This window comes from Tenacibaculum sp. ZH5_bin.1, from assembly GCF_042865525.1.
In the GTDB taxonomy this organism is placed as follows: Bacteria; Bacteroidota; Bacteroidia; order Flavobacteriales; family Flavobacteriaceae; genus Polaribacter; species Polaribacter mesophilus.
Genome location: NZ_JBEGIO010000002.1, coordinates 253,268 through 268,449, shown reverse-complemented (window position 1 = coordinate 268,449; position 15,182 = coordinate 253,268). Strand labels below are relative to the sequence as shown.

The 15,182-nt window shown below is 32.0% G+C and carries 10 protein-coding genes; 3 read left to right on the top strand and 7 right to left on the bottom strand.

The window, feature by feature from the left end; all coding sequences use genetic code 11:
- Positions 1–42: 42 nt before the first annotated feature.
- The 6 genes from bshA to dnaB all read right to left on the bottom strand — a co-directional run bounded on the left by bshA (position 43) and on the right by dnaB (position 7,652).
- Positions 43–1,173 carry an N-acetyl-alpha-D-glucosaminyl L-malate synthase BshA gene (gene bshA / locus ABHQ57_RS09185; RefSeq protein WP_167713864.1) on the bottom strand — a complete coding sequence of 377 codons (1,131 nt, stop codon included), beginning with the start codon at positions 1,171–1,173 and terminating at the stop codon, positions 43–45.
- A 139-nt stretch (positions 1,174–1,312) separates the two neighbouring features.
- Positions 1,313–2,158, bottom strand: coding sequence for a transketolase (locus ABHQ57_RS09180; protein ID WP_047788879.1), 846 nt, complete (start codon positions 2,156–2,158; stop codon positions 1,313–1,315).
- Between the two features lie 283 nt (positions 2,159–2,441).
- Positions 2,442–3,353: a hypothetical protein gene (locus ABHQ57_RS09175; RefSeq protein ID WP_167713865.1), complete on the bottom strand. Its 912-nt coding sequence runs from the start codon at positions 3,351–3,353 to the stop codon at positions 2,442–2,444.
- A gap of 87 nt (positions 3,354–3,440) precedes the next feature.
- On the bottom strand, positions 3,441–4,484 hold the full coding sequence (locus tag ABHQ57_RS09170; protein ID WP_073184125.1) for a hypothetical protein: 1,044 nt from the start codon (positions 4,482–4,484) through the stop codon (positions 3,441–3,443).
- A gap of 321 nt (positions 4,485–4,805) precedes the next feature.
- The gene (locus ABHQ57_RS09165) at positions 4,806–5,990 is read right to left on the bottom strand and encodes a hypothetical protein (protein WP_047788881.1); all 1,185 of its coding nucleotides are present in this window, start codon (positions 5,988–5,990) and stop codon (positions 4,806–4,808) included.
- 147 nt (positions 5,991–6,137) lie between these two features.
- Positions 6,138–7,652: a replicative DNA helicase gene (dnaB, locus tag ABHQ57_RS09160; protein ID WP_047788883.1), complete on the bottom strand. Its 1,515-nt coding sequence runs from the start codon at positions 7,650–7,652 to the stop codon at positions 6,138–6,140.
- A gap of 127 nt (positions 7,653–7,779) precedes the next feature.
- Here dnaB and ABHQ57_RS09155 point away from each other — a divergent pair, with 127 nt between their 5' ends.
- The 3 genes from ABHQ57_RS09155 (at position 7,780) to lysA (ending at position 11,649) form a co-directional block, all read left to right on the top strand.
- Positions 7,780–8,853: a DUF3810 domain-containing protein gene (locus ABHQ57_RS09155; RefSeq protein WP_389863400.1), complete on the top strand. Its 1,074-nt coding sequence runs from the start codon at positions 7,780–7,782 to the stop codon at positions 8,851–8,853.
- Between the two features lie 70 nt (positions 8,854–8,923).
- The gene (gene pepT, locus ABHQ57_RS09150) at positions 8,924–10,162 is read left to right on the top strand and encodes a peptidase T (protein WP_389863398.1); all 1,239 of its coding nucleotides are present in this window, start codon (positions 8,924–8,926) and stop codon (positions 10,160–10,162) included.
- 281 nt (positions 10,163–10,443) lie between these two features.
- Positions 10,444–11,649 (top strand): diaminopimelate decarboxylase, encoded by a 1,206-nt coding sequence (lysA, locus tag ABHQ57_RS09145; protein ID WP_159616200.1) that lies wholly within the window; start codon positions 10,444–10,446, stop codon positions 11,647–11,649.
- A 244-nt stretch (positions 11,650–11,893) separates the two neighbouring features.
- Here the strand turns inward: lysA and ABHQ57_RS09140 are convergent, their stop codons facing one another.
- Entirely contained in the window at positions 11,894–15,091 is a 3,198-nt protein-coding gene (locus tag ABHQ57_RS09140; RefSeq protein WP_196781627.1) for a carboxypeptidase regulatory-like domain-containing protein, read from the bottom strand.
- Positions 15,092–15,182: the final 91 nt, after the last annotated feature.

Below are 15,182 nucleotides of genomic sequence, written 5' to 3'. Positions count from 1 at the left end.
AGTTTTTAATTAAAAAAAGGAGAGTTGATAACTCTCCTTTTTTTATGCTTCTACTGAACATTTTTTATAAAGTCTCTCATAAGCTGGGAGAATATTATTTAGTGAAAATAGCTTAATATGTTCTTTTGCATTTTCTTTAAACTCATTCAAAACTTTATCATCTTTTAAAATATTAATAGCATTATTAGCCATACCTTCAATATCACCTAATTTACTTAAAAAGCCTGTTACACCATGAATATTAACTTCTGGCAAACCTCCTGTATTTGTGGATATAACTACTGTGCTTGCAGCCATGGCTTCTAAAGCTGCTAACCCGAAGCTTTCTGTTTCAGATGGTAATAAAAACACATCGGTATAACATAATATTTTTGCCACTTCTGTACTATTCCCCATAAAAAGCACTTTGTCTTCGATTTCTAACTCTTTAGCTAAGTTCTCAGCTTTTAAACGCTCAGGGCCATCACCAACCATTAATAATTTTGATGGAACTTCTTCTTGAACCCTATTAAAAATTCGAATTACATCATCAGTACGCTTTACAGGCCTAAAGTTACTTATATGTGTTAAGATTTTTTCCTCCGGTTTAGCTAGCGCTTCTCTTTTACACTCTCCCTCATGAGCTCTATCATATTTTTCTCCATCAATAAAATTGTACACCACTTTAATATCTTTATCAATATTAAATAACCTAAGAGTATCTTCCTTTAAACTTTTAGACACTGCGGTAACTTCATCTGATTTATTTATACTAAATTCTACTGCGGTTTTGTAGGTTGGATGGCTTCCTACCAAAGTAATATCTGTACCATGCAATGTTGTTACTACTTTTATGTCAATTCCTTTATCTTCAAGCATTTTTTTTGCCATGTAAGCAGCATAGGCATGCGGAATAGCATAATGTACGTGTAACACTTCAAGTTCATATTTTTGAACTACTTCCACCATTTTACTTGATAAAGCTAATTCATAAGGTTGATATTGAAATAAAGGGTACTCTTCTAAAACAACTTCGTGGAAATGCAAACGATGAGAAAAGAAATCTAATCGAACAGGCTGATTGTACGTTATAAAATGTACCTCGTGCCCCTTATCTGCTAATGCCATTCCTAATTCGGTTGCTACTACTCCACTTCCTCCAAAGGTAGGATAACATACAATTCCTATTTTCATCTGTATCTATTTGGTTATTTTATATGATTACAGACGTAAATTTACGGTTTTACTTACTTCTTTTTGTAAAGTTTTTCATAAAATAAAAACGCCATTACAAAGTTGTAATGGCGCTTAAAATATTTAATTACTCTTTATTTTAGTAATCTCCTAAAGTTTCTGGGTTTTGAGCTAAAGCAACCTCTAACTGTTCATCATTAGGTGCTTTACCATGCCACGCATGGGTATGCATCATAAAATCAACTCCATTCCCCATTTCAGTACGTAATAATACACAAACTGGTTTACCTTTTCCTGTTCTAGATTTTGCTTCTGCCATTCCTGCTAAAATAGCTTCTACATTATTTCCTTCTGCAATTTCTACAACATCCCAACCAAAAGCTTCAAATTTAGCTTTTAAGCTTCCCATGGCTAAAACTTCATCAGTAGATCCATCAATTTGCTTTTCATTTACATCTACGGTAGAAATTAAGTTATCAACCTTTTTAGCAGAAGCATACATAGCTGCTTCCCAAATCTGACCTTCTTGTAACTCTCCATCACCATGTAATGAATATACAATTTTATCATCTCCGTTTAACTTTTTTGCTTCAGCAGTACCAATAGCAACACTCATACCTTGTCCTAAAGAACCTGAAGCAATACGAATACCTGGTAAATTTTCGTGCGTAGTTGGGTGACCTTGCAAACGAGAGTCTAACTTTCTAAAGGTTGCCAACTCAGCTACAGGGAAAAAACCGCTGTGAGCTAGTACACTGTAATATACTGGTGAAATATGTCCGTTTGACAAGAAAAATAAATCTTCATTTTTACCGTCCATAGAAAAATCGGTAGAATAATCCATAATTTCCTGATACAAACAGGTTAAAAATTCAGCACACCCTAAAGAACCTCCTGGATGACCTGAATTTACAGCATGTACCATTCGTACAATATCTCTACGAACTTGTTGTGTAAAATCTTGTAATTGTTGTGTTGTTGGCATTATTGTTTTGTTTTATACCCACAAATGTAATTGATTATGTAAAAATGAGCAATTACTTTTTTATTTAAGTAAAAAGAAAAAGGGTTCATCTAAATTAAGTTTTCTTTTTCGTTTAATTTTCCCGTTCTAAATGAATCGTTATTGAACTCTTTATTTACGTGATTTAAAAAACTTATTTATTTGATAAACTAACAATTACAAAAAACAAGAAAACCATGTTTTTTTGATACTTTTAGATTCTAGTAACGGTAAAAGACCATAAGTCCTTCTTAATCTTTAAGTATTAAGTTAACAATTCTTCTACATTTTGATATTGAACTCCAAAAAAATAGTATTCGTTATTTTTAGGAACTTTTAACGTTATTGTTAAGCTTTTGTCAATTCCTAAAGTGTACTCTGTTATAGCTCCATTTATTTGCTGATAAAAAGGGAATATTACTTGTTCTGGAATAGATGTTAGTAAACTTACTGTTTCTTCTGTATATGTTCCAGAAATATGAATTTTTATTGTCATATCTGAAACAGCAGATATATATGAGTTAATGTTTTTTAATATTCCTGTTTTGGGGTTAAAAACTTCATCCCAAGATATTACAGAGTCATCCCAATTGCTTGGAGTCTGATATGCGTATAAAAAAGCAGCAGATGAAAACCAATTTCCAAAGTTAATTTTCTGTGTAGTAGATTCACTAAAAGCTATGGTTACAGTTACAACTGATTTTGCCACTTCATTGGTAAAATTATCTAACGAGGTATTTACAACTAAAACAGGAAATTCTGGGTAAACAGGAATGCGTATAACTTGTTCGTTTGATTTTACAATAATTTTTGACTGTGAAGAGTTTCCTATTGCTCCTTTAAAAGTATTTAAACTAGGTGTATACTTTGGTATTGTATATGGGACTATCCAGTTTGTTGCGTTATTATAATCATTCAATCCTATTTGAATCGCTAAAGGTTGGTTTATTTGAGCATTTAAAATTCTCCCATACACCTTACTAAAATAATTTAGTGGAAGGGCGCTATCAAAAAACTCTGTTCCTACTGGAATAGTGTCTATTAAAACTGAAAAATCAGCTTCGTTTGTGGGTAAATTTGGTAAAAATGCATAGAATGTAAAATTACTTAATTGTGCGTTAAATAACTCTGCCAGTTCATTTAATACTAAATAATTAAAACTCTCGGGGGACTTCATTATTCATTATTTTAAGTTAATTATAATAAATTTATGTAAAAGGTTAAGTAGAGCACATGAAAATCATGTGCTCTCTTAACTATAAGATTAAATTAATCTTGAAGGTGCTTTTAAAACATGGTTTGTACTACCACCTGTTACAGCTCTATCTGTTGGAATTACTCCCATACCAAAAATTTGTAAATCTCCTGGCGCAGATGTAATTGTTACAGAAATCGTTTTATCATCATTAAATTTATAGCTAGATGTAGCTTTTGATGATGATCCTGATGTATAGAATGGCCATACATTGGTCTCTGTACTTTTTTGAATTTCTTCAAAATCAGATTGACTATAAGTTGCCCAAGATTTTACAGTAATTGTGTAACCAGAAACAAGTAAAGCTTGGTTGGTTACTCTTTGTAAAGAACCAGATGGACCAAATAAATTATTCCAATCATCTTGATTTTGAAATTGATCAGGATTTTGGTACATATCTGTAAAATAACCAGAGAAAAACCATCCTCCTGCTCTAACAGCTAGGAAAGCATACTTATTAAAATCCATATCTACAGTAATTCTACTTGCAGAAGCTTTTTCATTTAATGACTTTGAAACACTATTAGACTTCTTTCCCCAGAAACCAACTCCTGAAGAACCGTTGCTTTGTGCCCATGAGTTTTGAATATCATCATTAGACGTTTGAGAATCAAAATGAATTGTTGCTGAAGAACCTTTTTCAACTTGTAATTTTAACTCTTCAAAGGCTGGAATGTATATAGGGTTAGTTCCCATGTTGCCTCCAATCCAATTGTTAGAGTTTGTATAATTACTCATTGCTATTTTATACAAGAATGTACCTGTATCTTCTGTTTTACTTAGCATTGTAGCGTAATTACCGCTTAAAGTATTTAAAGGGTTACCTTCATACAATACTCCTACAGATTTTGGGGGAACACCATCAAAATAATTATATAGTTCTGACGCTGAACTTTGAACTGGTAATACACCTTGTATCATTTGAAAGCTTTTGTCACTTAAGTTTAATGATTGACAAAGGGTATTATACATTCCGTTAGTTGGAGTTTCCATATTTGCTCCAACTTGTTCTTTTACGACACCATTAGATGGTTCTGTAAGTTTTGTTGCCATGATAATTTAGTTTTAAGTTTAGTTTTTACCTACTCTATTTAGGCTTTTCAGTATACGCCTAAAAACCAAAACTATTTAACAGGTGATCAAACTATTAAACTAAAGAATGAAACATGAAGTTGCGCGCTAATCACAAACCATTCAATACATTACAAAACGAGTTTTGATTTTACTCTTACTAAATTATATAAATAACAAACGAATCACTTTAAAAAAACCTTAAACGTTGTTTATCAATACATTAAGTAGCATTAAATAGGTACAAGGTTTAACTAAAAAAACAACATAACACACTAAAAAACAAGTGATTACATATATCGGTTATGTTTTCTGTTTTTTCTTTTTAGCGGCAGGAAATAATACATTGTTTAATATTAAACGATATCCTGGTGAGGTTGGGTGTAAATCTAATTCTGTTTTAGGATCTCCTACTCTATGCTGATAATCTTCAGGATCGTGGCCTCCGTAAAAGGTAAACATTCCTTTTCCTTTAGTTCCGTGAATATAGCGTCCTTCTCCATTGGTTTTATTTCCTCCTAAAACAATAACTGTAGATTTTATAGTATTAGGATCAAACGATGTTGTTTGTCCCATAAAACCTTTCACTAACATGGTATGATTTTGGGTTAACATGGTCGGTACTTGATCCCATTTTGCAGAAAACTCTTTTAAAACAAAGTAATCTACTTCTTTTCTTATTCTTCGTTTACGAGTCATATCTATTGAAGAAAACTCATACGTAGTAGGGTTACGAATCAATTCAAAATCTTTAAAAGCAAAGGTTTTATTAAAGTTTATTTTTGATTGATAATTAGGTTCTGAGGCATCTCCATCAAACATTCCTTCACAAATATCTACGCCATCAGCAGCCAGCGCAATATCAAAACTATCGGTCGCAGAACACATCGCAAACATAAATCCACCACCAACTACATAATCACGTATTTTCTTGGCTACAGCTCCTTTTTCTTCTGACACTTTATTGTATCCTAGTTTCTTGGCTAAAGCTTCTGCATCTTTCTTTTGTTGAATGTACCAAGGCGCTGTTCTAAAAGCTCCATAAAAACGTCCATATTGTCCTGTAAAATCTTCATGGTGTAAGTGTAACCATTCGTACAACAATAGTTTATCATTTAATACTTCTTCATCATATACTACATCAAACGGAATTTCAGCATATGTCAGTACCATGGTTACTGCATCATCCCAAGGCATTTTATCTTTTGGAGAATATACTGCTATTTTAGGTGCTTTTTCTAACGTAACTGCTTCTTGATTTTTAGAAGGCGAAGAAATTTCTTCTAAGATTAATGCTGATTTAGCATCTGAAATTATTTGATAGGAAACACCTCGTATTTTACATTCTTTTTCTACCGCTTCATTATTTTCAATTAAAAAAGCACCTCCATCATAATTTAATAACCATTTAGCTTTCAAACCATTTTGCAAAGCATAATACACAATACCATATGCTTTTAAATGATTCTTTTGATTTTCGTTACTCATAGGTACATAAATAAAGGATGCCCATAGTGAGTTTGAAAAAAGGAAAAATGTTAGTATGTAGAGAAATTGTTTCATATCAAAAACTAAAATACACAATTACTTTTTAGCAATTGTGTATTCTATAATATTTTAAGTTTTATTTAAAGATTAAAACGGAACATCATCATCACTCGGTCCAAAAGCATCTTCTGGTGAAGCAAAATTACTTGATGCTACTTCATCGTTAAATCCTGAATTCATACTCGATTGGAATTCACTACTAAACCCTTCTTCTAAATCTGAGAATTTTGCTAAGTGTCCTGTAAACTTCAAGCGAATATTATCTAATCCACCATTACGGTGTTTTGCTACAATAAACTCTCCTTGTCCTTCACATGGCGAATGATCGTCGTCATCCCATTCTGTCATACCATAATATTCAGGACGATAAATAAATGATACAATATCGGCATCCTGCTCAATCGCTCCAGATTCACGAAGATCGGATAGTAACGGACGTTTACTTCCTCCACGCGTTTCAACCGCACGCGATAACTGAGAAAGTGCAATTACAGGTACATTCAATTCTTTACCTAGTGCTTTTAAGTTACGCGAAATCGTCGAAATTTCTTGTTCACGGTTACCTCCTGCTCCACCTGCTGTCATTAACTGTAAGTAATCAATAATTAAGATTTTAACTCCGTGTTGTGATACTAAACGACGTGCTTTTGCACGTAAATCAAAAATGGATAATGCAGGTGTATCATCAATAAAAATAGGGGCATCTGAAAGCTTTTTTACTTTTACATTCAATTGCTCCCATTCATGAGGTTCTAAGTTTCCTTTACGTAATTTTTCAGAAGTCAACCCTGTTTCTGAAGAAATCATACGAGTAATTAACTGTACCGAGGACATCTCCAGCGAGAATAATGCTACTGGATGTCCGAAATCGATTGCCATATTTTTCGCCATCGATATTACGAAAGCCGTTTTACCCATACCAGGACGTGCTGCAATAATGATTAAATCGGTAGGTTGCCAACCCGAGGTTAATGCATCTAGTTTGGTAAATCCTGTAGCCAAACCACTCATTCCTTCTTTGGTTGAAATTTCTTGAATCTTATTAATCGATTGCTGAACTAAAGAGTCAGCTCTTTCCGCTCCCTTTTTAAGGTTTCCTTGTGTTACTTCAAATAATTTTCCTTCAGCATCATCTAGCAAATCAAAAACATCAACAGTTTCATCGTACGCATTTTCTATAATTTCAGAAGAAATGGTAATTAGTTTACGTTGAATGAATTTTTCTAGAATAATTCTAGAGTGAAATTCAATATGTGCAGATGAGGCTACTTTTTGAGTTAACCCAATTAAGTAAAAGTCTCCCCCTGCTAAATCTAACTTTCCATTTTTCTTTAATTGATTTGATACAGAAAGTAAATCAATTGGCTCTGAGTTTTGGAAAAGCTCGTAAATAGCGGCATAAATTTCTTGGTGCCTTTTATCATAAAAAGCATCAGGATGTAAAATATCAATTACTTCATCAATCCCTTTTTTATCAATCATCATAGCCCCCAAAACAGCCTCTTCTAACTCTAAAGCCTGCGGTGGTAACTTTCCTTTTTCTAAGCTTATAATTCTAGCTTTATCTATTTTTGTTCCTTTGAGAGATTGGGTTCTTTCCATAATAGCAAAAGTAAATTTTTAAGATGATATTAGTAGAGACATTATTCAATTTTCTTTATGCACATTTTTTGTAAATAAACTGTTATTAACTTGTTGATAACGTTACAACTTTCTTATTTTTGGTGGCATGCATAACCTAAAAAAATATTTTTTTGTTGCTTTATTTCTGCCTATTCAAGTAATTTTTGTGCTTTTTATAAGCCAAAAACCACAATGGATTGAATTTTATTATAGTAATGGAATTTACCCGTATATTTCACAATTCTTTCGAATTATTCTAGGTTGGATTCCTTTTTCTGTTGGGGATATAATTGGTTTTGTTTTATTGTATCTTTTATTAAAATCTATCTATTTTTTAATTAAAAAAAGGTTTCAAAACTTCCTTCCTAAGTTAGTAAAATTTATTGCAATTTTATCTATTATTTATTTTTGTTTTTATGCTTTTTGGGGATTAAATTATTTTAGAGAGCCGTTAGCTAAAAATCTTGAGCTAAAACAATCCTCCTACACTACTGAAGAACTAATTTCAACAACTAAACAGATTGTAACAGAGCTAAACAAAGTCCATTTACAAATAACAAAAAATGATTCAGTCCCTGTAATAGTTCCATATTCTCAAAGAGAAATTTATAAGTTAGCTCCTAACGGGTTTCAGGAACTTTCGAAAACATATCCCCAACTTACTTATCAAACTTCCTCGATTAAAAGCTCATTAGTTAGTTTATTTCAATCATACAATGGAACATCAGGGTACTTAAATCCAATAACAGGAGAAGCACAAGTAAATAATATGATTCCTAAAACGGGTTATCCAGCAACTACATGTCATGAAATGGCGCATCAAATTGGTTGGGCAGCTGAAAATGATGCCAATTTTGTGAGTTTTTTAGCCTCCATAGCTAATGAAGACTTGTATTTTAAGTACTCTGGATACCGTATGGCTTATAACTATTGTATTGGTCAAGTTTACAAAAGAGATAAAGCATTAGGTAAAGAAATTGCTAAGACAGTAAACAAAGGTGTTTATAAAGACTACAAGGCTACTTATTTACATTGGAAACAGTTTAAAAACCCTATTGAACCTTATTTAAAGAAGGGATACAACTCTTACCTCAAAGCTAATAATCAATCAAAAGGGATTCAATCATATAGTTATGTTGTCGATTTATTGATTGCCTATTTTAAAAAGAAAAGTTCTTAAAAATTTCATCCTATTTCAATTGACAAAATACATTTGAAATGGCTATTTTTGATGCTTTAAAAATACTACGATGAACAAACAACATATAATCGACCGATTTGTAAAGTATGTAACTATTGATACTGAAAGTGATCCTAATAACCCAGCATTTCCTAGTACTGAAAAACAATGGAATTTAGCTAAAGTTCTTGAAAAAGAACTAAAGGAAATAGGAATGGCAGATGTTGAATTAGATGAGAATTGTTATTTAATGGCAACTTTACCTAGTAATTTAGATTATGAAGTACCTACTATTGGGTTTGTTGCTCATATTGATACAAGTCCAGATTTTACTGGAGCTAATGTAAAACCTCAAATTCATGAGAATTACGACGGAAAAGATATCTTATTAAACAAAGAAGAGAATATCGTTTTATCTCCTGATTATTTTGAAGATTTATTACAATATAAAGGTCAAACTATTATTACTACTGACGGTACTACATTATTAGGTGCTGATGATAAAGCTGGGGTTACTGAAATTGTTTCTGCAATGGAATACTTAATTCAACACCCAGAAATTAAACATGGTAAAATTCGTATTTGCTTTACTCCTGATGAAGAAGTTGGTAAAGGTGCTCATATGTTTGATGTTGAGAAATTTGGAGCTGAGTGGGCTTACACCATGGATGGAAGTCAAATTGGTGAGTTAGAATACGAAAACTTTAACGCTGCAGGTGCTACAGTTACTATTAACGGTAAAATTGTACACCCTGGGTATGCAAAAGGTAAAATGATTAACTCAATGCTTATTGCTAGTGAGTTTATCAATGCATTGCCTGAAGATGAAGTTCCTGAAAAAACAACAGGTTATGAAGGTTTCTTCCACTTACATCATATGGAGGGTAAAGTTGAGCAAACAACATTGAGCTATATTATTAGAGATCATGATATGGATCAATTCAACAACCGTAAAAAAGCAATGCTTGATTTGGCTGAAGTTTTAAACGCTAAGCGTGGACAAAAATTAGTTTCTGTTGAAATTAAAGATCAATATTTTAACATGAAAGAAAAAGTTACTCCTGTAATGCACATTGTTGATATTGCTGAAGAGGTGATGAAAGATATGAGAATTACTCCATTAATTAAGCCTATTCGTGGTGGTACTGATGGTTCTCAATTATCATATAAAGGGTTACCATGTCCTAACATTTTTGCTGGCGGACATAACTTCCATGGACGTTATGAATATGTTCCTGCTGAAAGTATAGTAAAAGCTAGTGAAGTAATTGTTGGAATTGCACAAAAAGTTGCGGTAAAATTTAAGTAATCTTATACTATCTTTTATAAAATCAAAAACTCTAGCTTTCGCTAGAGTTTTTTTATGATATTTTTACCCCTTAAAAAATATCATTCTGTTTGAAATAAATCCCCTTAATTTTATTTCATGGCAAATATGATTCTTTTTAAAAGATTATATTATAGGAAAATACCCTTTTGCCTAGACGTAAAACCCCTAATTTCACAAAAAAACACAAATTTGTGAATTTCTTTCATTTTATTTTTTGTAATCATTCACCTCTATACTTTTGCCTGTAAATATTAAAGTAAATGAATAGACAAGACCTTTTAAAGCTAGCTGACAAATATCAATCACCTTTGTATGTTTACGACACTGAAAAAATTATATCTCAGTATAAAAAAATAACATCTGCTTTTTCTAAAGTTAAAAATGTAAAAATTAATTACGCTGTTAAAGCATTATCAAACATTAATATTTTAAAGGTTTTTAATAAGCTTAACAGTGGTTTAGATACGGTTTCTATTCAAGAGGTTAAACTTGGTTTATTAGCAGGGTTTGAGCCTCATGAAATTATATATACGCCTAACGGAGTTTCTCTACAAGAAATAGAAGAAGTTGCTAAATTAGGTGTTCAAATTAATATTGATAACTTATCAATTTTAGAATTATTTGGGCAAAAGCATCCTAAAATCCCCGTTTGTATTCGTATCAATCCGCATGTAATGGCTGGTGGTAATAGCAAAATATCAGTAGGACATATTGATTCTAAGTTTGGAATTTCAATTCATCAAGTACCTCATATAAAAAGAGTTGTTGAAAATACTGGAATGCACATTAATGGAATACATATGCATACTGGTTCTGATATTTTAGATATTGATACTTTTTTAAGAGCTACCGAAATTTTATTTGATACGGCAAAACAATTTAAAGATATTGATTTTATTGATTTTGGTAGTGGATTTAAGGTTCCTTACAAAAAAGACGATATTTCAACTGATATAAATGAACTTGGTAAAAAGCTATCTAACCGATTTAATGAATTTTGTAAAAACTACGGAAAGGAAGTTACCTTAATGTTTGAGCCTGGAAAGTTTTTAGTTAGTGAAGCTGGATATTTTTTAGCAAAAGTAAATGTTATTAAACAAACAACTTCAACTGTTTTTGCAGGTATTGATAGTGGTTTAAATCACTTAATTCGTCCTATGTTTTACAACTCTTATCACTATATAGAAAACTTATCTAATCCTAAAGGAAGAGAGCGTTTTTATAGTGTTGTTGGATATATTTGTGAAAATGACACCTTTGGATCTAATAGAAGAATCAATGAAATATCTGAAGACGATATATTATGTTTCCATAATGCAGGTGCTTATTGTTTCTCTATGGCTTCTAATTATAATTCAAGATTTAGACCTGCAGAAGTTATGATTTACAAAGGAAAAGATTATTTGATTAGGAAGCGGGAAACTATGGAAGATATTATTAAAAATCAAGAAAACATTACATTATAATAAACACTTAAAAACTCTGGTCTTAATAAGGCCAGAGTTTTTTTAAAATATAATCAACCCCTCAAAGACTATATTTTAAAACGTTGTAATTAAAGTCCCCTATCTTTATTTACATCTACAAATATCACTTATTTATTTCAAATTTTTCACAGGAAAAGCACCCTTTATTACAAATAATTTTAACTAAAAAACAAATACCACTCAAAAAATGAGTGGTATTATTATTTTTTTATGTTATTTTTTATTAAAATATATAACGTAAACCTATTTGCATTTGCCAACGAGAAAGTAAACTAGAATCGAATCCAAATGTCTGTTCCTGATTGGTACTAAATGTATAAGTAGGTTCTTTAGAATAATCTGGCACATAATTAGATGGATTGGTGTTAGCTGGATTTACATCAGGAAACCTTACACCTAAAGGTTGTACGTTATTTGGTTGTTGCACTACTCCCCAGTCAGAATTTAGTAAATTTCCTACATTTAAGATATCAAGACTTAATTGTATTGTATTTTGTTTTTCTTCAGAAACGTTAAAATTAAAATCTTGTAATATTTTTAAATCCCATTTGCCTCTCCATGGTGCTAAAGCTCCATAACGCTCTACATACTGCCCTCTTCTTTCATTTAAATAATCATCTTGTTGTATATAACTTTCAAAGGCTGTTGCATGAGCTGGATCACTAAATTGCATTTGATTAAGCTCTGAACTAGTCGGAACATATAATAAATCATTTACAGCAGACCCATCATTATTAATGTCTCCTCCATAAGTATAATTAAACCTTCCTCCTTGGGCATACTCAAAAAATGTAGAAATAGTAGTAGCAAACTTATCTCCTCCATAAGTAAACTTCTTAGACGCTACACCAATAATTCTATGTGTATCTCCATATTTAGAATATGATAAAACATCATTATTAGCATTTCCTACCACTGGATTAAAAGCAAAAGCATCTCCAGTAATTTCTGCCTCAATAGAGTTTACATCTTTAGCATTTAAGTAATTATATGCAACACTTGTATATAATCCGTTATCAAAAGTTTTTTGAAGTTTTAAAGAAGCATTCCATACACGACCCTTGTCTGAATTCGTAAACACATAAGCATTATTTCCTTTATTACTTCCATTATATATATCTCTATTATCAAATGGTGTATTTAAAGTAGCACTAGGTTCTCTAAGCCCCCAGTTTTGTACATGGGCACCATTAATGTCTTTTGTATAAGAGATATCTGTAGTTGCTATAATTCCATTTTCAAATTTCCAGTCTAAACCTAAGTTTGTTCTCCATACTTGAGGAAATTTAAAATCTGGATCAACCAATTGGAAGAAACCATCATCAGCTCCACTTACTTGATTTCCAATCCATACAAAAGGTAAACGTCCTGTAAAAACCCCCGAACCTCCACGAAGTTGCATTGTATTATTTCCTTTTACATCCCAGTTAAAACCTACTCTTGGTGAAATTAACCATTGGTTTGTAGGCATTTTAGTTGAAAGTAACTGTTGTTCTTCTCCTGTATTTGGGTTGTAGTACAGTACAGAATTATCTCTGGTTGCTCCATTATCAGTATCTATAAACTTCTGAATTAAACTAGATGTATTGAAGTACAGCGGCTTATCAAAACGAACTCCATAAGTTAACTTAAAATTGTCATTCATTTCCCACTCTTCTTGCACATAAAAAGCTAGTTGACCTACATTTAACTCAGATAGTTTCCAACCACCATCATTACCATCTCCATTAGCATTAAATGAATTGTAAGCATTTTGAGTAGCTGCTAAATACTGCTCCACTACTCCACCTGGTTGTGCAGCTGATAAAAAAGTTGCTACATCTGGGTATGGGTTAAATAATCCATAATATGGGAAAATTCCAAAATTGAAAGATTCATAATTTGTTAAATTAAATGAGTTTTCAAACTCAAATTGTTCAAATGAAAAACCAACGGTATACGTATGATCTCCCTTATAAAAGTTCATATTATTTGTTAACTGAAAAACTCGTTGGTCTAACTTGTTATTGATAGAAAACGGTTCATGACCTGCTATAATATAATTACTACCATTACCATCTTGTATGGTAATTACCGGTGCTGGTGCAGATAACGGATTTCTAAAGTCATCAAAATGTGTATAACCTATTTGTAACTTGTTAGTAGTTGTTTCTGATAAGTTAGAGTTTAATTCTAACTGAAATGAATTTAAGTTATTATTAATTTCATACCCAGAATTTTCAAATTGTAATGTAGAAAAACTTGGTCCTCTAATACCTAGAGCTGTTGGATGTGCTGGTGTTTCTTTTGAAGCTCTTAGGAAATTATAAATTAATGCTAATCTATTTTTATCATTAATATTCCAATCTAATTTAAAAATTCCTTTAGTAGATTCCGAACCATAAGTGAACCCCTTATAAGCTCCTGTATCATATCCTAAGGCTGCTAAAGCATCACGAACAGCTATCATATCCGATTCTAGTACTCTTGATTCATTAACAGCTCCACTACCTGTGTTTGGTATCCAACCTGCTGTTCCTAAATCTTCTCTATCATCTTTTTCAAAATTTGCAAAAAAGAATAATTTATCCTTAATAATTGGACCTCCTAAGCTTGCTCCGTATTGGCTTTGACTTAACTTAGGTTTTACAACTTCTTGACCTTTAATTTTGCCTCCAGTCATGTCTTGGTTTCGATAAAACCCATAAACTGTACCTGTAAATTCGTTTGTACCACTTTTGGTTACGGCATCAACCGAAGCTCCTGTAAACCCAGACAAAGTTACATCGTATGGTGCAGTAGAAACCGAAATTTGTTCAATTGCATCTAACGAAATTGGCTGCGAACCTGTTTGACCTCCTGGTGTTGGTGAATCTAAACCAAAAGGGTTATTGAAAATAGATCCGTCTAAAGAAAAATTGTTGAACTGGTCATTTCTCCCTCCAAAAGAGTTTCCACTTGCAGTTGGTTCTAAACGAGTAAAATCTGCAGCGGAACGTGAAATAGTTGGTAAGGTTTTTAGCTGAACAGCACTTACACTAGTTTGTGCTCCTGTTCTGTCATTATTAAAAACTTTACTTCTGGTTGTTGATATAACTACTTCTTCTAATTGTTCACCATCCTCAGACAAAACACCATCTATATTGGTTGTCTTACCTAAAGTTAAGTAGATATTGGTTACTTCTTGTGATTGAAACCCAATATAACTAAATGTTACTTTATAAGGTCCTCCTACTCTTAAGTTAGGTATGGTATATCTTCCGTTGTCTTGAGCTACGGCTCCAGATATGGTACCTGTTGGCTCGTGTAAAACAACAATATTAGCACCAAACAAAGGTTCACCCTGGTTGTCTGTTACAGTTCCTTTTATTTTTGATGTGGTTACCTGGGAATAGATGGATAAACTCAAAAAAACAAAAGAAAAAATTATTAATTTCTTCATAATAGTTCTGATTTTGTTTATGTTATAACCCAAATTTAAGCATAAAAAAAATCCGCTCGACAGAGCGGATTTATACTTTATTAACATGTAT

Bases quoted from the DNA above. Each gene is read 5' to 3' on its own strand.
- bshA (WP_167713864.1), bottom strand. From the start codon at position 1,173: ATGAAAATAGGAATTGTATGTTATCCTACCTTTGGAGGAAGTGGAGTA.
- ABHQ57_RS09180 (WP_047788879.1), bottom strand. From the start codon at position 2,158: ATGCCAACAACACAACAATTACAAGATTTTACACAACAAGTTCGTAGA.
- ABHQ57_RS09175 (WP_167713865.1), bottom strand. From the start codon at position 3,353: ATGAAGTCCCCCGAGAGTTTTAATTATTTAGTATTAAATGAACTGGCA.
- ABHQ57_RS09170 (WP_073184125.1), bottom strand. From the start codon at position 4,484: ATGGCAACAAAACTTACAGAACCATCTAATGGTGTCGTAAAAGAACAA.
- ABHQ57_RS09165 (WP_047788881.1), bottom strand. From the start codon at position 5,990: ATGAGTAACGAAAATCAAAAGAATCATTTAAAAGCATATGGTATTGTG.
- dnaB (WP_047788883.1), bottom strand. From the start codon at position 7,652: ATGGAAAGAACCCAATCTCTCAAAGGAACAAAAATAGATAAAGCTAGA.
- ABHQ57_RS09155 (WP_389863400.1), top strand. From the start codon at position 7,780: ATGCATAACCTAAAAAAATATTTTTTTGTTGCTTTATTTCTGCCTATT.
- pepT (WP_389863398.1), top strand. From the start codon at position 8,924: ATGAACAAACAACATATAATCGACCGATTTGTAAAGTATGTAACTATT.
- lysA (WP_159616200.1), top strand. From the start codon at position 10,444: ATGAATAGACAAGACCTTTTAAAGCTAGCTGACAAATATCAATCACCT.
- ABHQ57_RS09140 (WP_196781627.1), bottom strand. From the start codon at position 15,091: ATGAAGAAATTAATAATTTTTTCTTTTGTTTTTTTGAGTTTATCCATC.